This window comes from Citreimonas salinaria, assembly GCF_900107235.1.
GTDB lineage: Bacteria > Pseudomonadota > Alphaproteobacteria > Rhodobacterales > Rhodobacteraceae > Citreimonas > Citreimonas salinaria.
On the sequence record NZ_FNPF01000023.1, the window covers coordinates 15,743 to 39,035 of the forward strand.

At 66.3% G+C, this 23,293-nt stretch carries 19 protein-coding genes; 8 read left to right on the top strand and 11 right to left on the bottom strand.

Annotation, left to right across the window (positions count from 1 at the left end):
• Positions 1-105 precede the first annotated feature (105 nt).
• The 3 genes from BLW27_RS18665 to glgB are packed head-to-tail and all read left to right on the top strand — an operon-like array spanning position 106 to position 7,579.
• Positions 106-2,076 carry an alpha-1,4-glucan--maltose-1-phosphate maltosyltransferase gene (locus BLW27_RS18665; protein ID WP_089885919.1) on the top strand — a complete coding sequence of 657 codons (1,971 nt, stop codon included), beginning with the start codon at positions 106-108 and terminating at the stop codon, positions 2,074-2,076.
• Positions 2,073-5,372 (top strand): maltose alpha-D-glucosyltransferase, encoded by a 3,300-nt coding sequence (gene treS, locus BLW27_RS18670; RefSeq protein ID WP_089885923.1) that lies wholly within the window; start codon positions 2,073-2,075, stop codon positions 5,370-5,372. The genes BLW27_RS18665 and treS overlap by 4 nt, the downstream gene beginning before the upstream one ends.
• Complete coding sequence (gene glgB, locus BLW27_RS18675; RefSeq protein ID WP_425429306.1) at positions 5,369-7,579, top strand: 1,4-alpha-glucan branching protein GlgB; 2,211 nt, start codon at positions 5,369-5,371, stop codon at positions 7,577-7,579. Before treS ends, glgB begins: the two co-directional genes overlap by 4 nt.
• Positions 7,580-7,695: 116 nt before the next feature.
• Here glgB and BLW27_RS18680 read toward each other — a convergent pair whose 3' ends face one another.
• The 11 genes from BLW27_RS18680 to BLW27_RS18730 form a co-directional block, all read right to left on the bottom strand.
• Positions 7,696-8,184: a YciE/YciF ferroxidase family protein gene (locus tag BLW27_RS18680; protein ID WP_177177999.1), complete on the bottom strand. Its 489-nt coding sequence runs from the start codon at positions 8,182-8,184 to the stop codon at positions 7,696-7,698.
• Positions 8,185-8,332: 148 nt separating this feature from the next.
• Entirely contained in the window at positions 8,333-9,541 is a 1,209-nt protein-coding gene (locus BLW27_RS18685; RefSeq protein ID WP_089885929.1) for a permease, read from the bottom strand.
• 189 nt (positions 9,542-9,730) lie between these two features.
• Complete coding sequence (locus BLW27_RS18690; protein ID WP_089885932.1) at positions 9,731-10,471, bottom strand: PRC-barrel domain-containing protein; 741 nt, start codon at positions 10,469-10,471, stop codon at positions 9,731-9,733.
• Between the two features lie 132 nt (positions 10,472-10,603).
• A complete protein-coding gene (locus tag BLW27_RS18695; protein WP_218141163.1) occupies positions 10,604-11,494 on the bottom strand; it encodes a c-type cytochrome in 891 nt (296 codons plus the stop codon).
• Entirely contained in the window at positions 11,491-11,829 is a 339-nt protein-coding gene (locus tag BLW27_RS18700) for a c-type cytochrome (RefSeq protein WP_089885935.1), read from the bottom strand. Before BLW27_RS18700 ends, BLW27_RS18695 begins: the two co-directional genes overlap by 4 nt.
• The gene (locus BLW27_RS18705) at positions 11,826-12,704 is read right to left on the bottom strand and encodes a cytochrome c oxidase assembly protein (RefSeq protein WP_177178000.1); all 879 of its coding nucleotides are present in this window, start codon (positions 12,702-12,704) and stop codon (positions 11,826-11,828) included. Before BLW27_RS18705 ends, BLW27_RS18700 begins: the two co-directional genes overlap by 4 nt.
• 1 nt (position 12,705) lies before the next feature.
• The gene (locus tag BLW27_RS18710) at positions 12,706-13,116 is read right to left on the bottom strand and encodes a hypothetical protein (protein ID WP_089885939.1); all 411 of its coding nucleotides are present in this window, start codon (positions 13,114-13,116) and stop codon (positions 12,706-12,708) included.
• Positions 13,117-13,124: 8 nt separating this feature from the next.
• Positions 13,125-13,742 (bottom strand): cytochrome c oxidase subunit 3, encoded by a 618-nt coding sequence (locus BLW27_RS18715; RefSeq protein ID WP_177178001.1) that lies wholly within the window; start codon positions 13,740-13,742, stop codon positions 13,125-13,127.
• Positions 13,739-15,658, bottom strand: coding sequence for a cytochrome c oxidase subunit I (gene ctaD, locus BLW27_RS18720; protein ID WP_089885945.1), 1,920 nt, complete (start codon positions 15,656-15,658; stop codon positions 13,739-13,741). Before ctaD ends, BLW27_RS18715 begins: the two co-directional genes overlap by 4 nt.
• The gene (locus tag BLW27_RS18725; protein ID WP_089885948.1) at positions 15,655-16,650 is read right to left on the bottom strand and encodes a cytochrome c oxidase subunit II; all 996 of its coding nucleotides are present in this window, start codon (positions 16,648-16,650) and stop codon (positions 15,655-15,657) included. The genes ctaD and BLW27_RS18725 overlap by 4 nt, the downstream gene beginning before the upstream one ends.
• Positions 16,650-17,048 carry a sensory rhodopsin transducer gene (locus BLW27_RS18730; protein ID WP_245710945.1) on the bottom strand — a complete coding sequence of 133 codons (399 nt, stop codon included), beginning with the start codon at positions 17,046-17,048 and terminating at the stop codon, positions 16,650-16,652. Before BLW27_RS18730 ends, BLW27_RS18725 begins: the two co-directional genes overlap by 1 nt.
• 186 nt (positions 17,049-17,234) lie before the next feature.
• Here BLW27_RS18730 and BLW27_RS18735 point away from each other — a divergent pair, with 186 nt between their 5' ends.
• The 5 genes from BLW27_RS18735 to BLW27_RS18755 are packed head-to-tail and all read left to right on the top strand — an operon-like array spanning position 17,235 to position 23,290.
• The gene (locus tag BLW27_RS18735) at positions 17,235-19,010 is read left to right on the top strand and encodes a thiamine pyrophosphate-requiring protein (protein ID WP_089885957.1); all 1,776 of its coding nucleotides are present in this window, start codon (positions 17,235-17,237) and stop codon (positions 19,008-19,010) included.
• Positions 19,010-20,119, top strand: a complete 1,110-nt coding sequence (locus tag BLW27_RS18740; RefSeq protein WP_089885960.1) for an enolase C-terminal domain-like protein — start codon at positions 19,010-19,012, stop codon at positions 20,117-20,119. Before BLW27_RS18735 ends, BLW27_RS18740 begins: the two co-directional genes overlap by 1 nt.
• A complete protein-coding gene (locus BLW27_RS18745; RefSeq protein WP_218141164.1) occupies positions 20,116-21,054 on the top strand; it encodes a hypothetical protein in 939 nt (312 codons plus the stop codon). The genes BLW27_RS18740 and BLW27_RS18745 overlap by 4 nt, the downstream gene beginning before the upstream one ends.
• Entirely contained in the window at positions 21,051-21,668 is a 618-nt protein-coding gene (locus BLW27_RS18750; RefSeq protein ID WP_089885963.1) for a gluconate 2-dehydrogenase subunit 3 family protein, read from the top strand. The genes BLW27_RS18745 and BLW27_RS18750 overlap by 4 nt, the downstream gene beginning before the upstream one ends.
• The gene (locus BLW27_RS18755; protein WP_089885965.1) at positions 21,665-23,290 is read left to right on the top strand and encodes a GMC family oxidoreductase; all 1,626 of its coding nucleotides are present in this window, start codon (positions 21,665-21,667) and stop codon (positions 23,288-23,290) included. The genes BLW27_RS18750 and BLW27_RS18755 overlap by 4 nt, the downstream gene beginning before the upstream one ends.
• The last annotated feature ends 3 nt before the right edge of the window (positions 23,291-23,293 follow it).

Consider the following 23,293-nt stretch of genomic DNA (forward strand, 5'->3'; position numbering starts at 1 on the left):
CTCGTCGCTTGTTCGAACGGAACTGTCGCGGCGTTCGGGGACTTCTGTTACCAGGTGCGGAAGCACCGAAGGACGTTTGACAGGACACGAAGCTGGGAGCAGCGAATGGCTGCAAGACAAAAAGCCCGAGCGGACTCGGCCCCCGGGCTGACGGATCTGGCCGAAAACAGGGTGGCCATCGAAGCGGTCGATCCATTGATCGACGGCAGGCGTTTCGCGGCGAAAGCCGTCGAGGGCTGGCCGTTCACGATCAAGGCCGACGTCTTCGGGGACGGACACGAACTTTATGCGGCCGCCATCGAGTTGCCCGATGGCAGCACGGTCCCGATGACGAAGCTGGTCAACGACCGTTGGCGAGCCGAGGTGATTTTCACTGGAAACGGGCCTTCGCGCTACGCCATCGTCGGCTGGCGGGATGTCTGGGGCACGTGGAGGCGCGACACGGCAAAGAAGATCGACGCCGGGCAGGATGTCGGCGTCGAGATGCAGGAGGCGCAGCAGATCCTCGAGGGCATGAAGGCGCCCCGCGGCATGGCCAAGGATCACAAGGCGCTGGTTAAGGCCGCGCGCGCGCACGACGCCGATACGCTGCTGTCCGACGAAACGGCAGCCTTCATGGCGCAGCACGGCCCGCGCGCCAACCTGACCCGGTCGCCGGATATCCCCGTCTGGGTCGACCGCGAGAAGGCGGCCTTCTCGGCGTGGTACGAACTGTTCCCCCGCTCGCAGGGCCCGGAAGGCCGGCACGGCACCTTCGACGGCGTGATCGGACAGCTGGACTACGTCAGCGATCTGGGCTTCGACGTTCTCTACTTCCCGCCGATCCACCCGATCGGCACCACGAACCGCAAGGGCAAGAACAACTCCCTGCGCGCCGAACCCGGGGACGTGGGCTCGCCCTACGCCATCGGCTCGCCCGAGGGTGGCATGGACGCCGTCCATCCCGAATTGGGCACGCTCGAGGATTTCGACCGGCTGGTCGACGCCGCCCGACAGAAGGGTTTGGAGATCGCGCTCGACATCGCGCTCAACGCGTCGCCCGATCATCCGTGGATCGAAGAGCATCCCGACTGGTTCGAGCGTCGCCCCGACGGCACGATCAAGTTCGCCGAGAACCCGCCGAAGAAGTACGAGGACATCGTCAACTTCAAGTACTACAACGCCGACGGCACGCCCAACACGCCGTTCTGGAAGGCGATCCGCGACCTGTTCCTGTTCTGGATCGGCCACGGCGTCACGATCTTCCGCGTCGACAACCCGCACACAAAACCCTTCCCGTTCTGGGAGTGGATCATCGCGGATGTCCGGCGGTCCTGCCCCGAGGCGATCTTCCTGTCCGAGGCCTTCACGCGCCCCAAGCTGATGAAACGGCTGGCGAAGCTTGGCTTCAACCAGAGCTACACCTACTACACGTGGCGCAACACCAAGCAGGACCTGACCGAGTACCTGACCGAGCTGACGACCGAGGAATGCCGGCACTACATGCGGCCGAACTTCTTCACCAACACGCCGGACATCAATCCTTACTTCAACCACGACAGCGGGCGGCCGGGTTTCCGCACGCGCTCGATCCTCGCCGCGTCGCTGTCGGGCAACTGGGGGCTCTATCAGGGGTTCGAGTTCTGCGAGGCCGACTGGCTGCCGCCGAAGGACGAGTACCGCCACAGCGAGAAGTACGAGCTGAAGCACCGCGATCTGGACGCGCCGGGCAACATCAAGGACGACATCCGCCTGATCAACCGGATCCGGCGCGAGAATCCGGCGATGAAGGACTTTTTGAACCTGAAGTTCTTCCCGGCACATGATGACCGCATTCTGTATTACGGCCGCTTCGACGAGCGACACCGGAACTACCTGCTGTTCCACGTGCTGATCGACCCGTTCGGCGGCGCCGAGTTCGACTTCGAGCTGCCGCTGTGGGAGTTCGGCCTGCCAGACGAGGGCTCGATCGAGGTGCAGGACGCGATCCACGGGAACCGGTTCACCTGGCACGGAAAACACCACGGGCTGACGCTCGACCCGCAAAGCCGGCCCTACGCCATCTGGAAAATCTTTCCGCCGGGAGGCGCTGCATGAGCATTGTCGACAAGGACCTTCTGACACCCGATCCGGCCGTCGAGCTGCCCGACTGGTACAAGGACGCGGTGATCTACCAGATCCACGTCAAGGCGTTCCAGGACAGCAACGGCGACGGCATCGGCGACTTCGCAGGGCTGATGCAGCGGCTGGACCACGTGCAGGAACTGGGCGCGACGGCCGTCTGGCTTCTGCCGTTCTACCCGTCGCCCCTGCGCGACGATGGCTACGACATCGGTGAATACAAGGCGATCAACCCGTCCTATGGCACGATGGACGACTTTCAGGCCTTCGTGGACGAGGCGCATCGCCGCGGGCTCAAGGTCATCACCGAACTCGTGATCAACCACACCAGTGACCAGCACGAGTGGTTCCAGCGCGCCCGCAACGCGCCCAAGGGGTCACCCGAGCGGGATTTCTACGTCTGGTCCGACGATCCGACGAAGTGGATGGACAAGACGCGGGTGATCTTCAACGACACCCACGACAGCAACTGGTCCTGGGACCCCGTGGCCGAGCAGTTCTTCTGGCACCGCTTCTTCGACCACCAGCCCGACCTGAATTTCGACAACCCAGAGGTTCTGCGCGAGGTGCTGGATGTCATGCACTTCTGGTTGGAGAAGGGCGTGGACGGGCTGCGGCTCGACGCGATCCCCTACCTGGTCGAGCGCGACGGCACCAACAACGAGAACCTGCCCGAAACCCACGACGTGCTGAAGGCGATCCGCGCCGACCTCGACAAGCATTTCGAGGGCAAGATGCTGCTGGCCGAGGCGAACCAGTGGCCCGAGGATACCCGTCCCTATTTCGGCGAGGGCGACGAATGCCACATGGGGTTCCACTTTCCCCTGATGCCGCGGATGTACATGGCCGTCGCGCAAGAGGACCGCTATCCGATCACCGACATCATCCGGCAGACCCCCGCGATCCCGGAAAATTGTCAGTGGGCCATCTTCCTGCGCAACCATGACGAGCTGACGCTCGAAATGGTCACCGACCGTGAGCGCGACTACCTGTGGGACACCTATGCCAGCGACAAGCGCGCGCGGATCAACATGGGCATCCGCCGCCGCCTTGCGCCGCTGCTGCAGAACGACCGGCGCAAGATCGAGCTTCTGAACTCGCTGCTGTTCTCGATGCCGGGAACGCCCGTCATCTATTACGGCGACGAGATCGGGATGGGCGACAACTACTACCTCGGCGACCGCGACGGCGTCCGCACCCCGATGCAATGGTCCGCCGACCGCAACGCGGGCTTTTCGCGCGCCAACCCGCAGCGGCTGTACCTGCCCACGATCCAGGACCCCGTCCACGGCTACGAGGCGGTGAACGTCGAGGCGCAGCAGCACTCGCCGTCGTCGCAGCTGAACTGGATGAAGCGCATGATCGCGGTGCGCCAGCGGCACCCGGTCTTCGGCCGGGGCGAGATCGAGCTGCTCTACCCGCGGAACCGCAAGGTGCTGGCCTATGTCCGCCGGCTCGGTGACGAGGTCATGCTGTGCGTCGCGAACCTGTCGCGCCAGGCGCAGGCGGCCGAGATCGAGCTGTCCGAATTTGCGGGGCGCGTCCCGATCGAGCTGAACGGCCAGTCACCGTTCCCGCCCGTGGGCGAGCTGCCTTACCTCATGACCCTCCCGGCCTACGGCTTCTACTGGTTCCTGCTTGCCGACGAGCAGGAGGCCCCAACTTGGCATACGCCCCATACCCAGATGCTCCCAGATTTCATCACCCTCACCACGCGCACCGGCAGCTTGAGCAACGCGATGGACGACAAGTCCGCCGCCGATTTCGAGCGACAGGCGTTGCGCGAATACCTTCCGCTTCAACGGTGGTTCGCCGCCAAGGAGGGTAGGATCACCTCGACCCGGCTGCGAAGGCTGGCCGAGATCGACGGCAGGCATCTACTTGCCGTCGTGGACGTGACCGCCGGGCAAGCCGAGCAGCAGTACTTCATGCCGCTCTCCGCCGTCTGGGGCGAGGATCACCTGACGATGGGTCCGCGCCTTCCGGCGACCCTAGCCAAGCTGCGTCAGGCCAACCGCGTCGGCGCCGTCCTCGACGGTGTCGTCGACGAGGAGATGGCCAACGCCCTGCTGGCGCGGCTGCAGGAGGGGGCCGAGATCCCGGCCGGCGACGAGGGCCGCGTGGTCTTTGCCCGCACCGACCGGCTGGACGAGGCCGCCACCGAGCCGGGCGAACCCCGCCTGCTGTCGGCCGAGCAGTCCAACGCGTCGATCGCGTTCTCGGACAAGCTGATCCTCAAGCTATACCGCCGTCTGCAGAAGGGCCTTCAGCCCGATATCGAGGTCGCGCGCTTCCTGACCGAGGAGACCGACTTCACCGCGACGCCGCCGCTTCTGGGCACGATCGACTGGATCGACGCCGAGGGCGAGGTCACCACGCTGGGCGCCGCGTCCGAGTTCGTGCGCAACCAGGGCGACGCCTGGACCTACGTGACCGAGGCGCTCGATCGCGACATGGAGCGGATGGAAACCACCGCGCCGGACGAGGGCGCCGAGGACGAGGAAATCGTCATGGGCGGCCCGCTCGACCTGGGCGAGGTGCTGGGCCGCCGCACGGCGGAACTGCACCGCGCGCTGTCCAGCGGGCAGAAGGGCTCGGCCTTCGGCGCCGAGGACCTGGTGAAGCCCGATCTCGACCGCATGGTCGACGAGGTCATGGGCGAGGTCACGGGCATGTTCGACCGCCTGCAGGGCCGGCTCGACGCGCTCGGCGACACCGGGCGTGCGCTGGCCGACCAGCTGCTCCAGCGGCGGCAGCAGCTGCTGGACCGCGTGTCGGGCCTCAAGTCCTCGACCCCGTCGGGCGGCGTATCGCGCATTCACGGCGACTACCACCTGGGCCAGGTCCTGGTGGTGCAGACCGACGTGATGATCATCGATTTCGAGGGCGAGCCCACCCGCGCCCTGTCCGAACGGACGGCGAAAACCTCGCCGCTGCGCGACGTCGCGGGCATGCTGCGCAGCTTCGACTACGCCCTGTGGTCGACCGTCCGGCGCCGGATCGAGCTTGGCGCCGACCCGCAGCAGACGCTGGCCGGCGTCGATGGCTGGCGCGAGGCGACGGCCGGTACCTTCCTGTCCGCCTACCGCAACACCATGGAAGGCGCGGCCATTCACCCCGCCGACGCTGAATTCGAACGCGCGCTGCTCGATTTCTTCCTGATCCAGAAAGCTGCCTACGAGGTCAACTACGAGATGGCCATGCGACCCGACTGGATTGAAATCCCGCTGCGCGGACTTCTTGCACTGATCGAAGATGGGACTGACACGTGACACAGACGAGCTATCCCGACACCGCCCCGCCCGCCGCCGAGATCGAGTCGATCCTGAGGGGGCAGAACCGCGACCCGTTCCGCGTCCTCGGCATGCGCCAGGACGAGGGCGGGCCGCTGACGGTGAACGTCTTCGCGCCCGACGCGGCCGAGGTGACCGTCTGCGACCGCACGGGCGCGGCCGTGGCCGATCTCGACCGGATCGACGCCCAGGGCTTCTTCCACGCGGTCATCCCCGGCCGCACCGGACCCTTTGCCTACCGCCTCAAGCTGCGCAATGCGGTGGGCCATGAATGGGAGGCGATCGATCCCTACGCCTTCGGCCCCTGGCTGGGCGAGATGGACGAATACCTGCTTGGCGAAGGTCGGCACGAAGAGCTCTACCTCAAGCTCGGCGCGCACACCGTCACCCACGAAGGCGTCGAGGGCACGGCCTTTGCCGTCTGGGCGCCCAACGCGCGCCGCGTGTCGGTCGTAGGCCACTTCAACGCCTGGGACGGTCGCCGCCACGCGATGCGCCGCCGCGGCGCCACCGGCGTGTGGGAGATTTTCCTGCCCGGCATCGGCCGCGGCGAGGTCTACAAGTACGAGATCGTCGGCGCCTACGGGCATCTCCAGCCGCTCAAGGCCGACCCGGTCGGCTTCCGGGCCGAGCTTCCGCCGCAGACAGCGTCTGTCGTTCACGGCATGCTGCGCCACGAATGGACCGACGACGGCTGGTTCAAGGCGCAGGACCGCGACCAGCGCGAACAGCCGATCTCGATCTACGAGGTCCACCCCGGCAGCTGGCGCCGCGGCGACGGCAACACGATGCTCAGCTACGAAGCGATGGGCAGCGAGCTGATCTCTTACGCGACTGAGATGGGCTTTACTCATGTCGAGTTCCTGCCGATCGGCGAGCACCCGTTCTCGGGGTCGTGGGGCTATCAGCCCGTGGGCCTGTTCGCCCCCACCTCGCGCTTCGGCACGCCCGAGGAATTCGCCGCGATGGTCGACCGGCTGCACAACGCCGGCATCGGCGTCATCGTCGACTGGGTGCCCGCGCACTTCCCCGAGGACCCGCACGGGCTGGGGCAGTTCGACGGCACGGCACTTTACGAGCACGCCGACCCGCGGCAGGGCTTCCACCAGGACTGGAACACGCTGATCTACAATTTCGGCCGGCGCGAGGTGGCAAACTTCCTGCGCGCCTCGGCGACCTATTGGCTGAAAGAGCTTCACGTCGACGCGCTGCGCGTCGATGCGGTCGCCTCGATGCTCTACCTCGATTATTCCCGGAAAGAGGGCGAGTGGATTCCCAACCGCTACGGCGGGCGCGAGAACATCGACGCCATCGACTTCCTCAAGGGCGTGAACGAGACCGTGCGCAGCTACGCGCCGCATTCCCTGACGATCGCCGAGGAAAGCACCGCCTGGCCCGGCGTGTCCCGTCCGGTCAGCGAAGGGGGCCTCGGCTTCGACTTCAAGTGGAACATGGGCTGGATGCACGACACGCTGGAATACATGCGCCAGGACCCCATCCACCGGAAGTACCATCACCACGAGATGACCTTCGGCCTGCACTACGCCTTCTCCGAGAACTTCGTGCTGCCGCTCAGCCACGACGAGGTGGTGCACGGCAAGGGCTCGATGCTGAACAAGATGCCCGGCGACCGCTGGCAGAAATTCGCGAACCTGCGCGCCTACTACGGCTTCATGTGGGGCCATCCCGGCAAGAAGCTGCTGTTCATGGGCAGCGAGTTCGGACAGGAGCGCGAGTGGAACCACGACCAGTCGCTGGACTGGCACCTGCTCGACGACCCCATGCACGACGGCGTGCGCAAGCTGGTCCGCGACCTCAACAAGCTCTACCGGACCCAGCCGGGCCTGCACCAGCGCGACTGCGAGCCCGAAGGCTTCGCCTGGATCGAGGGCGGCGACACCGACAACAACGTGTTCTCGTTCGTGCGCTACGGCAAGGCCGGCACACGGCCGGTGGTGGCCGTGTGCAACATGTCGCCCGTTCCGCACGACAGCTACACGATCGGCGTGCCGCAGGCGGGGAGCTGGCGCGAAAGCCTCAACAGCGACAGCGCGGAATACGGTGGATCCGGTGTGGGCAACTTAGGCGGCCTTCAGGCTTCCGACGAAAGCACGCACGGATTTCCCGCCTCGCTGTCTCTGACGCTTCCGCCACTGGCGACGATCTTCCTCGTACCGGAAAGCTGAAAAAGGGCTGGTGCAGGGCCCCAGGCCCTGCGCCAGCCGCTTCTGTTTGTCTGCGATTTCGTTACTTGGCCCACCCGCGACATTTCCTGCCGCGCAGGGCTTTGCCGGGAGATGCGTCAGGTCGGCGCGCCGGGATTCACGGTGCCCTTTGCGATTTCAGTGAGCTTGTCATCCGCGCCCTTCTCCTCGTCGAGGATCGCAACCAGTGTGTCGAGTTCGTCCAGTCCAAGCTGCTTAGCCCATGTGGCGAGCGAGCCGTAGACGGCTATCTCGTAATGCTGGACCCGCTGCGCCGACGCGATGATCGCAGCATCGCGGACCGCGGCATCGTCGATCATGCCTGCCCATTTCTCGGCTTCCGCACAGATCGTCGCCATCGAGTTGTCGCGGTGCTCGTAGGGTTCGGCACCATGGCTGTCGATGATCTGCGCCAGACGCTCGACCTGCGAGCGGACTTCATCCACATCCTCTCGGAGCATATCCTTGAGTTGAGGATCGGTCGCCACCTCTGCCAGCTGCGGCATCGCCTCGGCAAGCAGCTCTTCCATGGAGCGCGCCTCTTGCAACTCGGTGACGTAAAGGGTTCGAAGATCGCTGATATTCATGATCTTTCCTTTCTCGCCGGGATCGACACCGCGGCGCGTCTCCCGGCACTGAGACAAGTCCGGCGGGCGTGAGCCGCCCGTCCGACGGAAAAACCAGTACGATCCGAGCTTCGTTCCAACGCTTCCCGAAGGGGTTGGCCTCGCCGTCCTACCCGGCCAGCAGCGGCGCGATAAGCCACCCGCCCGCCAGCCATGCATACGCCACCATCGAGAGCACGAAGAGCACCTTTTCGGTGGCGTCGGCGCCCCAGTCCAGCGAAAGGCCCGAACTCCGCATCTTCCACACGATGAAAACCACGGTCACGGCGATAAAGGCCGCGTTGAGGAAAAGGGTGTAATCGACTTGGAAGAAGTCGCGATCCGTGACACTTTGCGCGCTCGAGGGATCCGGCAGAAGACCGGCGAGCTGGAAACCGTAATGCATGGCAATGGTCGCCGCGACCAGCACGACCAGGAAGACCCCCAGAATGTACAGCGCGAAACGCCAGCCGTAATACTTGGCCTGTATGCGCAGCACCGGCAGCACCACCAGATCGCTGAAGATGAACGCCATTACCCCCGCGAAGCTGACGCCGTTCGAGAACAGCACCGCGGCAAGGGGAATGTTGCCCATCGAGCCGATGAAGGTGAAGAACGCGGCCACCGGACCGACGAGCGCGTGCTGCAGTAACTGGAAGAAACCCAAGTCCTCGCTGCCCGAGCCGATAAAGAGCCACTGGAAGAATTCGCGCGGGACGAAGGCGGCGACAATCCCGGCCACAGCAAAGCCGATCGTGACGTCCTTCCAGACCATCGACCATTCCATCACGTACCGGTTGGCGACCATGCCCCAACCTTCGCGGCTGCGGATCAGCTTGCGCCAGTCCGGAACGTCCGTCTCGTCCTCGCCCTCCTGTTCGCGCGCACGCTCACGCGCCGCCTCGGCCAGCTTGTCCGGGTAGGTCAGCCGGACGACCAGCCACATGAGCAGGATCAGCAGCATGCCGCCCAAGTATTCGCCGACCACGAATTGCCACGACAGGAAAACCGCGATGATGATGCCGAGTTCGATCACCAGGTTCGTCGAGGCCAGCAGGAAGGCGAGGGCCGGAACAAGGCCCGCCCCCTTCGCGAAAAGCGAACGCGACGTGGCAAGCGCGGCGAACGAGCAGGAACTGGAGACGAAGCCGAACACCGTGGCGAGCCCGACGCTTCGCGGGCCGGCCTCGCCCATTTCGCGCTTCATGCGAGCCTCGGTGACGAAGACCTGGATCAGGCTCGAGATCACGTAGCCCAAGCCGAAGGCCCAGAACGCCATCCAGAAGAGGCCCGTCGATGTCCGCGCCGCTTCATGCCATAGAGTGAAGAAGTTCTGCACTGTTTCCTCTTGTTCCCCCGCCGCCCGAGGCGGTTCGGCCGGCGGCACCCGCCTGCCCCGCTGCGTCAGGCGTCACCGATGATCCGGCGAACTCGTGGCCGCCGACAGGACTTCGCGAAGGCGGATCGCCGGCCCGGAGAAACGCCGCAACGGCGTGTTGCGGCGTTTCTTGCGAAGAATTGATTCCCGTTACCGGCTAATCCGGGATTCCAGCTGCCCGTAGTCGAAATTCTCGATCGTATCGACCTGTTCCTGACCGTAAGGCATGTCGTAGCGCATGGTATTCATGTTGGCGCGCGGACCGTACGGGTAGGCAAAGTAGCCCGGGCGCCCGGAGGCGCGGGCATCGACCATGATGGCGGACAATGCGCCGTCCTGGACGATGAGGTCGGAAACGTATCCATAGCGGGCATTGTCCTGAAGATACGAATAGTCACCGATCAGGTCAGTTGCCTTGAAGACGTTCTGCCCGGCGACGAGATCGTCGTTGACGACTTGGGTCGTATCGGTCGCTTCCGCCGAGATAACCTCTTCATCGAACCACCCGCTGCCGAACGCGTCGTACTCGCTGACATTTTCCTCGGTCACCGGGATCCGGATCTGCTGGATGCCGGTCTGCATGGTCACTTCGTCCCACGGCACGTAGACATGGGTGTCGCCGATGTCCCAGAACCCGCCGACTTGCGCGATGATGCCAAGCACCTGGCCGTCGTTGCTGAAGACGACGTTCTCGACGTCGCCCACATCCTCGCCGCTGGCGTCTATGATCTCGGTCTCGTCGAACATGTTCTCGACGCTCCAGCCCTCGGCGTAGAGCGTGTCGTAGGACCATGTGGACAGAACGTCAACCTCGTCCTGCGCGATCGCGGCGGTCGACATCAACAGGCCGAGGGCGGTCGCACAGCTTGTCGCGATGGTGATCCGTTTCATGGTGATCTCCTTTGTCTGCGCCAACTTGGGGTCGTCACACTTGGGAAAGCCCCTGAACCATGGATTGTTCCTGATAGTCTGCCTTTGCGTCGGCTTCGGCGCTGTGGGCAGGCCGACGCGAAGTGGCGGCGCCTAGCGCGGGTCGACCGGGGCGGCGCCAACGCTCGCGTGGCCGGTACCGGCAATCGCGTAAAGGTACGCCGCCATGTCCCGTGCGATGCCTTCAGAGACCCCGAGGTCGGGCATTGCGCTCAGAGGGTCCACCTCCTGCGGGTGCATGATCCAGCGGATCATGTTCTCGGGCGTGTTCGGCACGACGCCGGCGATGTACTTCCGCGCCCCCGCATCGTCTAGCGGCGGCCCCACGTGAAGATCCGAGCGGCCGACGATGCCCTCGATCATGTGGCATTGCGGACAGGCATGGACCTGCATCGCCTTGCGTCCGCGTTCGGGGTTGCCGAAGGGCGTGAATGGTCCTGCCTCGGCGACCGAAGTCATGGAATCCAGCTGCTGCGGGCCCGCCTCGACGAGTTCTGCGTAGGCTTCGGGCGACAGTGTCGGGAACGCCTCGACCAGCGCGGTGATGCGCCACATATCGGCCTCGCTCATGCGCATGGACCAGGCGGGCATCCCGCTCATCTTCAGGCCGTAGCGGATGAACCAGTAAATCTCCTCCGGCGGGCGCTCGCGTCCGGCGGCCACGAGGTTCGACGGCACCGGCATCATCCCCAGCGCGAACTCCTCGGGCGCGACGCCCGGCGCGCCATGGCACTGCGTGCAGTGCTTTCGGTAGAGCGCCACGTTCCTGGCATCCGCGACCGGAGCGAAATCCTCCGGAACCTCGTCGGCGTCGGCCTGCAGGGCGACGAGCGTGTCGCGGCCGATGCCGATCGCGTGGAAGACCCAGGCGGGATGTTGCTTGATCGCCGTGATGTCGTAAAAGCCGCCGGCGACGAAAGCCAGCACGCCCGCCGCGGCGAGCGATCCGAGCGAGACCAGCATGATGCGCAACGTCTGCCTCACGAGCCTTCCCCCACCGCGTAGAGGTATTGCGCGATCAGGCGCGCCTCGTCTTGCGACAGGTTGAGGTCGGGCATGGCCGAGCGTGGATCGATCGCCTGCGGGTCCGCGATGAAGGCCGTCAGGGCCTCGAGCGTGTTGGGCACAACGCCCGCCACGTAGACCTGCCGGGACATCGCCGTGAGCGGCGGGCCGGTCACCCCGTCCGCGCCGTCGAATTCGGGAATTTGGTGACACGTGCCGCAGCCGTTCGCCGATATAAGCGCCCGTGCAGCCGCGGACGGATCGTCGTCGCATCCGGCGAGGAGGAGGGGAAGCAGGATCAGCGCCCTCATCATGACGAAACCCTCTCGGCCCGCACCTCGGTGTCGCGCAGGATACCTGCTAGAACTGCGATCGCCGCCCCGATCAGGATGGCGCCGCACGGCACCCACATGATGAGCCCGGCCAGCTGCTGGTCCTCCAGCGGCGAGAGGTTCCACTCGCCTGCCCCGGACGCGTAGGCCGGGTACCAAAGCGTCCGCGCCGTGGTCAGCAAGGCCGCCAGCGCACTGGACTGGAGGGCGGTGGCGAAAATCGCCAGGAAGGCGCCGGCGCGCCCCTCGGCCCTGGGCAGGTCCAGCACCGCGACGCAGAACAGCACCGCGACACCGAGGAAGCTCATGTGCTGCAGCGCGTGAACCCAGTCGTCGCCGAGTGCGAGTTGATAGAGCGTTGGCATGTGCCACGCCCAGAGGACGGCGAAGTAAAGCAACCACGCCCCGAATGGATGCGTCGCCGTCCGCCATACCCGCCCGGTCGCGCCTTGGCCAAGCCGCGCCAATGCCGGACGGCCCCGTTGCGGCACCGCCCAAAGCACCGCGATCCGCGGTCGACCCAGCACCATGAGCGGGGCCGCCACGAGCATCAGCCCGAAATGCTGGATCATGTGCGCCGAAAGAAGCCGCTCGGCAATCGCATCGATCGGCGAAAACAACATGAGCGCGGACAGCGCGAGACCCGCGGCGAAGCTCGCCGCCCTGAAGTGCGACAAGCCGCCTCCGCTGCCCGCTTGGCGCCAGAGCCGCGCAACACCCGCCACGTAGAGTCCGCCCGCGAGAAGAAGGGGAAGGACCACGAACGCGTTCGGGAGTCCGCCGTCGGACAACCCCGCCTCGTGCGCCTGGGCAGTGACTGGAAAGAGCAGGACGATCAAGCCGGGCACCATGCGCATGTTACTGATCCACCCCTGCGCAGACGGAGATGTAGAACACGCCGACATACTCGACGGCGATGCCGCCGAAAGCCGCGCCGCAGAACATCAGGCCCACCAGCGCCATCATCCGCATCCGCTGGGCACTCCGTTCCGGGCGGATCTTCTGCGACCGATGCAGGGCATGGACGGCCGTTGCCGCGCCGATCGCACAGATGGCGACGGCAAAGGCGGTGAGCGCGTGATACGGCCAGACGCGTTGCGTGCCGCAGAGCCATGGCACCATCGCGTAGCCGATCCCCTGATGAAGCGCCCAGGCGGCAGGCGCCAGCACCCAGCCGACCCAAGGGGTCAGCGCCTCCGCCCCCTCCTGATGGGCGCGGATGCCGTCCTCCTTGTGCTCGTGGCTCTGCTCGTGCGCGTCTTCGGCCATCGGCGACCTCACAACCATCGAGGTGCCCAGTAGAGCACCAGGTAGATCGGGATGAAAACGCCGGCGACGAAATACCAGTACAGCGTGTCGACCACGACGCCCAGTTGCCGTTCCGAGGTAAAGTAGTTCTTCCAAGCCAGGATCGAGACGACGGCCGTGCCGAGAATTGCCGAGACGACGTGGGTGAAGTGGAAGCCGGTGATGGCCCACAGGATCGAGCCGTAGGCGTGCTCGTCCCAGCGAATGTCGAACGCCGCGATCTGGAAGCTGCGAAAGACCAGCGCGAGGGTCGCGAGGCCGACGCTTGCCGTCACGCCCAAGGCAAGCTGCGTCTTGCGGTTGCGGTCGGAGCCTCGCCCGGCCCACCACATTGTCACGCTGCTGAGCGGAAGCACGAAGAGCACGATCGTCGCGTAGAGCAGGTCGGGCGGGTCGACGCCCTCGGGTGGCCAGACCTCGTTCTGCGCCATCAGGTAAAAGTAGCTGGTGAGCAGGTTCGCCACGACCGCGGCCTCGATTGCCACGGCACCCAGCACACCCCACCACAGCGGATGCGTGTGCGGCGTCAGGCGCGGCAGTTCCGAGGCGTCGACCTCGACATGCGTTTCGATGACGGGTTCGCTCATACGACCTCCTCGCGCTTGCGCGGCAGGAACCAGAACACGAAGGTCACGAAGGTGCCGAAGACACCGGCCACGTAGAACCACGGGCTGAAGATCAGACCGAAGAAGCAGATCGACGCGATCACGGCCGAGAAGAACGGCCATGGCGTGGGCTTCGGAAGAATCTGCACCGATTGCGGCCGCGCATCGAGCAGCGTCGTCACCACCGTTTCGCGGCGGTCGGATCTCAGCCCGTCGACCACGCCGCGCTTGCCGTCACGGCTCCAGTCCCAGACCGGGTGGCGGCTTTCGACCACGGCCTGGCGGGCGAAGTTGCAGTTCAGCGGCGGCGACGTCGTCGCCCAGTCCAGCGTCGGCGCGTGCCACGGGTTGGGCGGGCTGTCGGCGCCGTGGCGAAGGCTGCGGATGACGTTCCAGAGCGTCAGGGCGAACCCGGCAGCAAGGATCAGCGAGCCGATGCTGGACAGCTGGTTCAGGAACGTCCAGTCCATCTCGGGCAGGTAGGTGTAGACGCGCCGCGGCATCCCCTCGAGGCCCAGCTGGTGCATCGGGAAGAACGTCACGTTGAAGCCTGCGAAGATGATCGCGCAGCTCCATTTGCCCAGACCCTCGTGCAGCAGGCGTCCCGTCGCCTTCGGGAACCAGTAGTAGAGCCCGGCGAACAGCGGGAATACCGCGCCGCCGACCAGGACGTAGTGGAAGTGCGCGACGACGAAGTACGTGTCGTGGACCTGCCGGTCGAACGGGACCGAGGCGACCATGACGCCGGTCAGGCCGCCAGCGATGAAGACGCCGAAGAAGCCCAGCACGAACCACATCGGCGTGGCGAAGCGGATTCGCGCGCCCCACAGGGTCGCGATCCAGCTGAAGATCTGCACGCCCGACGCGATGGCGATCATCGCCGAGGCCGCCTGGAAGAAGGACCGCCCCAGAAGCGGCAGGCCCGTCGTGTACATGTGGTGGACCCACAGGCCGAAGCTGACCATCCCGATGCCCACGATGGCCAGCACAAGCGCGGTGTAGCCGAAGACAGGCCGCTGCGTGAACGTCACCACGATGGTGGTGACGATGCCCAGCGCGGGAACGAGGATGATGTAGACCTCGGGGTGGCCGAAGAACCAGAAGAGATGCTGCCACAGAAGCGGCGAGCCGCCCATTTCGGCGACGAAGAACTGCGTCTCGACAAGCCGGTCCATCATCAGGAACGCGCTTGCCACGATGACCGAGGGCATGGCGAACAGGATCATGAAGGCCATGACCAGGATCGCCCAGACGAAGATCGGCATCCGGTGAAGCGACATGCCGGGCACGCGCAGCTTGAAGATCGTGACGATCAGCTCGACCGCGGCCGTCAGGGCCGAAACCTCGATGAAGGTGATCATCGTCGTCCAAACGTCGATGCCGTAGCCTTCCGAGTAGTCGCGGTTCGACAGTGGCACGTAGTTGAACCAGCCCGCGTCGGGCGCGAGGCCCAGGAACAGCGAGGCGAAGAACGTGGTGCCGCCGATCAGGTAGACGTAGTAGCCGAAGGCGTTCAGCCGCGGGAACGCCATGTCGCGCGCGCCGACCATTAGCGGGACGAGGTAGATGCCGATCCCCTCCATCGCCGGGATCGCGAACAGGAACATCATGGCTGTCCCGTGCACCGTCATGACCTGGTTGTAGGTGTCGGGGTCGAGGAAACCGTTCAGCGGCGACAGAAGCTGCATCCGCATCGCCAGGCCCAGAAGGCCCGCCAGCATGAAGAAGACGAGCGACGTGATCAGGAAACGCAGCCCGATGCTGGTGTGGTTGACATGCGTGAACCACCCGAGGAAGCCCGGCGGCGACAGCCACGTGCGCTCGAGCTCGGCCAGATGCTCGGGCACCGGGTCGTGACGGCTGCGGCGCAGGTCGAGAGCTGGATCGAGATCCGTCATTCGAGCGACTCCAGAAAATCGAGGAGGAGCTGCAGTTCGGCGGCCTCGGGCGCGGTTTCGGGCATCAGGGCGCCGGGCTTCACGCTGTGCGTGCTGGTGATCCAGCCCCCGAGATTGCCGCGCGTGTTCGGGAGTGTCGCCGCCGCGAGCGTCCTTCGGCTTGCCAGATGCGTCAGGTCCGGCCCCTCTTCGCCTTGCGCTTCGGTTCCGCGGATCGTGTGGCAGTCGCCGCAGCCGTACTTCATGAACACGTCGAAGCCCGGCCCTTCCGTCGTTGCGGCGTCCTCGGCCTCGGCCGCGAGCCAAGCCTGGTAGTCGGGCTCTGGCTCGGCCACGACCACGAAGCCCATCAACGCGTGCTGGATGCCGCAGAACTCGGCGCATTGCCCGCGCCAGACCCCGGGAACGGCGGGTTCGGCGTAAAGTTCGTTGTGCGTGCCGGGGATCAGGTCCGTCTTGCCCTGAAGGTTCGGCACCCAGAAGCTGTGGATCACGTTGTCGGATATCAGCTCCAGCCGCGCGCGCTTGCCGACCGGAAGATGCAGCTCGTTCGCGGTCACGGCCACCACCTCGCCCGCCTCGTCGAGATAGCGGAACTCCCACCACCACAGGCGGCCCACCACCTCTATCCTCGGGCCGGCCTCTCCCCGCGGGCCTTCGGTTTCGTCCCCGATCATCACGCCCGAGAGCGTGAGCGCGATGATCGCAAAGATGGGCGCTACGACGCCGCCCGTCACGACCAGGGCGGTCGAGGCGCGGAACGAGATCGGCCGCTCCTTGCCGCCGCGGCTCAGCAGCAGACCGAGAAGCAGAAGCGCGATTGTTACGAAGAAGACGATCACGGCGACGCCGAACAGCCAGTACGTCAGCAGCGCAATCAAGCGCGCATCGTCGCTTGCCGGCGCGAGGACGTTCTGCGACCCGGAGCAGTTCGCGAGTACACCGAGGACGAGGGCGGCGCCGCTGATCCGTATCGGCAGGCGTGACCGCATCAGACCGCCGGGTAGGCGACGGTGCTGAGCAGCGCGAAGGATTCCGGCCGGCTGTCCAGCCGGGTGTGCTGCACGACCACCGGCACGTTCGACTCGAGAACGGTGGCATAGTCGGTATCTCTGGGAACCGGCTCGGGGTCCTCGAGGTCGTTCGCGCGCAGGTGCATCGTCCGCTCGGCGGGCACCGTGACGGTGTATGGCCCCACCGGCCCGCGATCGGCGAAGAACAGCGTGATCGAGATGCGGGCGTCTTCCGGCCCGGTGTTGAGGATGCAGAAGGTCTCGTGGCTTTCCAGCGCGCGATCCCCCTGGATTCCGCCGCTCGGGATGTACCCCTCGGCGATCACCCAGCGCGTCTTTCCGGTCGGCTCCATGTCGTCCCCCGTTGACTGGGCCATTCCCGCCCATGCGCAGGAGCAGCCAACTCAACAACCGGAGCGACCGCAGGAGCGTTCCAAGCGGTCATGAATAAGTCGGAACACATGCGCCGTCGCCCTCGTTCGCCAGACACGGAGGCGCCTTGAAGATCACGTTCAGGGCTGCCCCGAGCGATCCAAGGCGCTGCGAAGCGAGAGGAGAGGGACATGGCCAAGACGACTGCCGATTTCATGCTCGACCGCCTGACGAACTGGGGCGTCCGCAATATCTACGGCTTCCCCGGAGACGGTATCAGCTCGACGCTGGAGGCGCTCGAGAAGGCGATCGATCGGTTCACCTTCGTTCAGGCCCGCCACGAGGAAGAGGCGGCGTTCATGGCGTGCGCCCATGCCAAGTGGACCGGTGAACCCGGTGTCTGCCTCGCGACCTCCGGACCCGGCGCCATCCACCTGCTGAACGGGCTTTACGACGCCAAGCTCGATCACCAGCCGGTGGTGGCCATCGTCGGCCAGCAGGATCGCGCGGCGCTGGGCGGGAACTACCAGCAGGAGGTGGACCTGCACACGCTCTTCAAGGACGTGGCGCACAACTTCGTGCATGTCTGCCAGTCGCCGGCGCAGATGCGCCACCTGATCGACCGCGCCTTCCGCATCGCCAAGGCCAAGCGTTGCGTGACCGCGATCATCCTGCCAGATGACGTCGGCGACGAAGACGCGGTGGAAAGCCCGCCACACGCGCACGGCACGGTCCATTCCGGCATTGGTTACGCGCCGAAGCCCCGCATCGTCCCCGCCGAGGAGGACCTGCGCGAGGCCGCCGCCATCCTCAACGAGGCGAAGAAGCCTGCGATCATGATCGGCGCCGGCGCCATCGGTGCGGGCGAAGAGGTCAAGGCCGTGGCCGAGGCGCTGGGGGCCGGGGTCTGCAAGGCGCTGCTCGGCAAGGCCGCGCTGCCGGACGATCTGCCCTACGTCACGGGCCAGATGGGCCTGCTCGGCACGACGCCGTCCTGGGACCTGATGATGGATTGCGACGCCTTCCTCATGGTCGGCTCGGGCTTCCCATACTCGGAATTCCTGCCCGAGGAAGGCAAGGCGCGCGGCGTCCAGATCGACATCGACCCGGGCATGCTTTCGATCCGCTACCCGATGGACGTGAACCTGGTCGGCGACAGCCGCGACACGCTCGCCGCGCTGCTGCCCTATCTCGAGCACAAGTCGGACCGGTCCTGGCGCGAGAAGATCGAGAAGGACGTCGCCCGGTGGTGGGAGGGCGTCGAGAAGCGCGCCATGCACGAGGGCGACCCGATCAATCCGCAGCGCCTGTTCTGGGAATGCTCGCCCCGGCTTCCCGACGGCGCGATCATCTCGGCCGACAGCGGCAGCTCGGCCAACTGGTACGCCCGCGCGATCAGGATCCGCGAGGGGATGAAGGCGTCGCTGTCGGGTACGCTCGCCACGATGTGCCCCGGCGTCCCCTACGCCACGGCGGCCAAGTTCACCCATCCCGACCGTGTCGCCGTCAGCTTCGTCGGCGACGGGGCGATGCAGATGCTCGGCAACTCGGCGCTCATGACCATCGCCAAGTACTGGCGGGCCTGGTCCGACCCGCGCTGCGTGATCGCCGTCGTCAACAACGAGGACCTCAACCAGGTCACTTGGGAGATGCGCGCGATGGGCGGCTTCCCCAGTCTCGAGGAAACCCAGAAGGTGCCGCCGTTCAACTACGCGGCCTACGCCGAGTCACTTGGCCTGATCGGCATCAGGGTCGAGCATCCGGACCAGATCGGCCCCGCATGGGACAGGGCGTTCGCGGCGGACCGGCCGGTCCTGATCGACTGCGTCTGCGACGCAACGATCCCGACGCTTCCGCCCAAGATCACGTCCAAGCAGCGCAACAACTACTTCAAGACGCTGATGAAGGGCGATCCCGACGAAGGGGCGATCATCAAGAACGCCTTCAAGCGGTACTTCACGTCCTGATGGCCGAGGCTGCGATCAGCAGCGTCCGGGTCGCCGCCTACCGCGTGCCGACGGATCGCCCGGAAGCCGACGGCACGCTTGCATGGGATGCCACGACGATGGTCACGTGCGAGATCGGCGCTGCGGGGCGAACCGGGTTCGGCTACACTTACGCCGACCGGTCAACCGCCTTGTTCGTGACCGACGTCCTGGCGCCCGTTCTCGAAGGAGAGGACGGGCTCGCGACCGCAGCCCGCTGGCGCGACATGGTCGACGCTGTCCGCAACCACGGCCGCGCTGGGGTCGCGGCAATGGCGATATCAGCCTGCGACGCGGCGCTGCACGACCTTCGGGGCAAGCTTCTGGACCAGCCGGTGTCGTCGCTTCTCGGGCGGCGGCGCGACACGGTGCCCGTCTATGGCAGCGGTGGTTTCACGAGCTACTCGCCCCAAGAGATGGCACAGCAGATCGAGGACTGGGTGGAAGCCGGGTTCACATCGCTCAAGATCAAGGTCAGCGGCGACCCTGTCGCCGAGGCGGACCGGATCGCGGAGGCGCGCCGCACTGCCGGCGGCGAGGCCGACCTGATGATCGACGCGAACGGCGCCTGTTCGCGCAAGGACGCCCTTCTGATGGCCGAGATCGCGGCCGACGAGGGCGTCGCCTGGTTCGAGGAGCCGGTTTCCTCCGACGACCTGGACGGCCTTCGCCTTCTGCGCGATCGCGGGCCTTCGGGCATGGACATCGCGGCGGGCGAATACGGCTATGACGCGTTCCATTTCCAGTCGTTGCTGCGAACCGGTGCAGTCGACGTGCTGCAGGTCGATGCGACCCGCTGTTGCGGGATCACCGGCCTTCTGCAGGCGGACGCCATGGCCTGGGCGGCGAACGTGCCGTTGTCGCTGCATTGCGCACCCGCGCTCCACATGCAGGCGGCGACGTGCCTGCAGCGGCTGAAGCACGTCGAATGGTTCCACGACCATGTCCGTCTGGAATCCATGCTGCTCGACGGCGCCGCGCAAGCGAAGAACGGCCACGCGGCGCCCGATCTCACCCGCCCGGGCCTGGGCTTGGCGCTCAAGACGCAGGATGCCGAGCAATACCGGGTCTGGCCGGAGGGCGCGGCATGACGGTCAAGCAGCACCTTCCGCGCGAAAGGTCGCGCGCGGCCGTCGCGCTGACGTCTCTGGCGCTCGGGGCGCTTGTCGTGGGGGTGGCCACGAAGCGTCGGCCTCCGATCAGCCACCCCTCGCGCGATCCGCGCGCCACGCCGGCGCGCGCCGCGCGCAACACCCGTCGCGGCGCGTCCCTGCTCGCCGCCAGTGTCCTCGCCGACAGCGCGGTCGAGCATTATCGCGGCGGCTATCACCACAAGGCGATGTTCGCGGCACCGGTCGCGGCCGGCACCACGCTGGCCGCCACGCTCTGCGGCGAAAGGATTGGCCGGCGCACCCAGAGAGGGATTTTTCACGCTGCCGTCGTGGCAGGTTTGGCCGGCCATTTCTTTCACGCCCGCAACATCATGCGGCGCCCCGGCGCGCTGTCGTGGGAAAGCCTGTTCTACGCCGCCCCCATCGGCGCGCCGGGGGCGCTGCTGCTGGCGGGACGGGCCGGCCGCGCCGCGCTACGGTTGGAGCGCCCAGACCCGCGGGAGGGGACGCGGCGGCAGGTCGGGCGCAGGCTAGCGTTCGGCACGACGCTCGGCCTGCTGGGGACCACGGCCGAGGTGGCACTGCTGCATTTCCGCGGCTCGTTCCACAACCCGATCATGTACACGCCGGTGATCATGCCCACTCTGGCGGCGATCGCCACGGCCGACGTGGTGCGGGGCCCGTCTCGAAGACGCCTGCGCCGCGCCCGCATCCTGTTGCGCGCCACCGCGCTCATGGGGCTCGCCGGCACCGCCTTCCACGCCTGGGGCATCCACCGCAACATGGGAGGCTGGCGCAACTGGTCGCAGAACCTGCAGGTCGCGCCGCCGCTGCCCGCCCCGCCAAGCTTCACCGGCGTGGCCATCGCGGGACTGGGAACCATCGACCTGCTGGAAAGCGAGGAGGCGCGATGACTTCTCCGCCACGCCGCTATCCCGGCTACGACGTCCTCGACAAATGGAACAGCGCGTCATGGGACGACATCACGCGGGACGTGGTCGGTCGGCGTCTGCATGACGTTCCGCAACGGCGCTTCTTCGACCAGGACGAGTGGGCGACGCTGCAGGCCTTGTGCGACACCATCATGCCTCAGCCCGAACGGGCGGATCCTATCCCGCTCGCACCCTTCATCGACGCGGTGATGGCCGAGAACCGGACCTCCGGAACGCGCTACGCCGAGCTGCCACCGATGCGCGAGGCGTGGCGCCGGGGGCTTGCGGCGCTCGATGCCGAGGCGCGGTGCAGGACCGGTCGCGGCTTCGCCGAACTCGCCCTTGAGGATCGTGAGGCGGTGCTGAAGAGGTTGGACGACGAGGACGTTCAGGCTCCCGAATGGCAGGACCTGCCGCCGCGCCGCCTGTTTCGCGAGATCTTCGCGAAGGAGATCGTACGCACCTACTACGGCCATCCCACCGCCTGGAGCGAGATCGGATTCGGCGGTCCGGCGTCGCCGCGCGGCTACGTGCGGCTTTCGGCGAACCGTCGTGATCGATGGGAGGCTTGGGAAGCGGAGGAGGACCTGAAATGACGACCGAACTTCGCGCCACCGACGGCCGCGCCCCTGATGTCTTCTCGACCGACGGATCGGTGCCGATGCGGTCCTTCGCGGATAGCGAAACCGTGGATTTCGCCATCGTCGGCACCGGGGCCGGCGGCGGCGTGCTTGCCGCGAAGCTGGCCGAGGCGGGTTTCTCGACCGTCGCGTTCGACGCGGGCGCGTTCTATCGCCCGCTGTCGGATTTCGCCTCGGACGAGCTCGAGCAGGAAAAACTCTACTGGAACCAGGAGCGGATCAGCGGCGGCAGCGACGCGATCGAGTTCGGCTCGAACAATTCGGGGCGCTCGGTGGGTGGGTCGACCGTGCATTTCCAGATGGTCACCCTGCGCTTCCGCCCGGAATGGTTCCGCTCCCGCTCGCTTCTCGGCTACGGCAAGGACTGGCCGGTCGATTGGCGCGAGATGTGGACCTACTACGACGAGGTCGAGCGTGCGCTCAGCATCTCGGGGCCCGTCCGCTACCCGTGGGGCCCGAAGCGCGGTCGCTATCCCTATCGCCCACACGAGGTGAACGCGGCGGGGATGGTCCTGGCCCACGGTGCCGAGGCGCTTGGGATCGACTGGGCGCCCTGCCCCATCTCCACAGTGTCCGCCCCCCGCGGCCGGGCGCATCCCTGCGTCTATCGCGGCTTCTGCAAGATCGGCTGCTCGACCAACGCGAAGCAGAGCATACTCAACACCTACATTCCGCGCGCACTGGCCGCGGGCGCCGAGATCCGCGACCTTGCCATGGTCGGCCGGGTCGAGACCGACGCAGCCGGACGGGCAACCGGCGTTCACTACCAACGCGACGGGGCATGGCACTTTCAGAAGGCGCGCAACGTCGTGGTCGCCGGCTATTCCATCGAGACACCGCGCCTGCTGTTGAACTCGACCGGACCGGCGCATCCCGACGGGCTCGCGAACGGGAACGGCCTGGTCGGCAGATCCTTGATGGTGCATTCGAACGACGCGGTTTGGGGCGTGATGGACGACGAGATCCGCTGGTACAAGGGCCCGCCGTCGATGGCCGTGACGGAGCACTGGAACTACGAGGACGACAAGGACTTCCACGGCGGATACGCGGTCATGAGCCAGGGGCCGTTGCCGGCGGACTTCGCCGCGGCGCTCGTCACACACACCGGCGCAATCGGGATGGACCTCAGGCACAAGATGGCGCTCTACAACCACATGGCGGGACTGAAGATCGTCGGGGAAGTCCTGCCAGACCTTCGGAACCGGGTGGAACTGAGCGATGAGGTCGACGAACTCGGCCTGCCGCTGGCACGCGTCACCTTCGGCTATGGTGAAAACGACCGCGCATTGACGCGCCACGCGAACGGCTTCATGCGCGAGATGCTGAGCGCCGCGGGCGCGCGCGATCTCTTCGAGACGGAAGGCACCGCGCACCTGATGGGCGGCTGCCCGATGGGGTTCGGACCCGAAGACAGCGTCGTCGACCGGAACGGCCGGGCATGGTCCTGCGACAACCTCTGGATCTGCGACGGGTCGGTCATGCCCACGGGCGGCGGCGTGAATCCGTCGCTGACGATCATGGCGAACGCCGCCCGCATCGCCGACCGCATCACGGAAATGGCCCGAGCGCCCTCCTGAAGC

What these genes read in the sequence shown, in the direction of transcription:
- BLW27_RS18680 (WP_177177999.1), bottom strand. Translation starts at nt 8,184, where the DNA reads ATGAATATCAGCGATCTTCGAACCCTTTACGTCACCGAGTTGCAAGAG.
- BLW27_RS18710 (WP_089885939.1), bottom strand. Translation starts at nt 13,116, where the DNA reads ATGGCCGAAGACGCGCACGAGCAGAGCCACGAGCACAAGGAGGACGGC.
- treS (WP_089885923.1), top strand. Translation starts at nt 2,073, where the DNA reads ATGAGCATTGTCGACAAGGACCTTCTGACACCCGATCCGGCCGTCGAG.
- BLW27_RS18725 (WP_089885948.1), bottom strand. Translation starts at nt 16,650, where the DNA reads ATGCGGTCACGCCTGCCGATACGGATCAGCGGCGCCGCCCTCGTCCTC.
- BLW27_RS18665 (WP_089885919.1), top strand. Translation starts at nt 106, where the DNA reads ATGGCTGCAAGACAAAAAGCCCGAGCGGACTCGGCCCCCGGGCTGACG.
- ctaD (WP_089885945.1), bottom strand. Translation starts at nt 15,658, where the DNA reads ATGACGGATCTCGATCCAGCTCTCGACCTGCGCCGCAGCCGTCACGAC.
- BLW27_RS18705 (WP_177178000.1), bottom strand. Translation starts at nt 12,704, where the DNA reads ATGCGCATGGTGCCCGGCTTGATCGTCCTGCTCTTTCCAGTCACTGCC.
- BLW27_RS18755 (WP_089885965.1), top strand. Translation starts at nt 21,665, where the DNA reads ATGACGACCGAACTTCGCGCCACCGACGGCCGCGCCCCTGATGTCTTC.
- BLW27_RS18745 (WP_218141164.1), top strand. Translation starts at nt 20,116, where the DNA reads ATGACGGTCAAGCAGCACCTTCCGCGCGAAAGGTCGCGCGCGGCCGTC.
- BLW27_RS18715 (WP_177178001.1), bottom strand. Translation starts at nt 13,742, where the DNA reads ATGAGCGAACCCGTCATCGAAACGCATGTCGAGGTCGACGCCTCGGAA.
- BLW27_RS18730 (WP_245710945.1), bottom strand. Translation starts at nt 17,048, where the DNA reads ATGGCCCAGTCAACGGGGGACGACATGGAGCCGACCGGAAAGACGCGC.
- BLW27_RS18750 (WP_089885963.1), top strand. Translation starts at nt 21,051, where the DNA reads ATGACTTCTCCGCCACGCCGCTATCCCGGCTACGACGTCCTCGACAAA.
- BLW27_RS18735 (WP_089885957.1), top strand. Translation starts at nt 17,235, where the DNA reads ATGGCCAAGACGACTGCCGATTTCATGCTCGACCGCCTGACGAACTGG.
- BLW27_RS18700 (WP_089885935.1), bottom strand. Translation starts at nt 11,829, where the DNA reads ATGATGAGGGCGCTGATCCTGCTTCCCCTCCTCCTCGCCGGATGCGAC.
- BLW27_RS18740 (WP_089885960.1), top strand. Translation starts at nt 19,010, where the DNA reads ATGGCCGAGGCTGCGATCAGCAGCGTCCGGGTCGCCGCCTACCGCGTG.
- BLW27_RS18690 (WP_089885932.1), bottom strand. Translation starts at nt 10,471, where the DNA reads ATGAAACGGATCACCATCGCGACAAGCTGTGCGACCGCCCTCGGCCTG.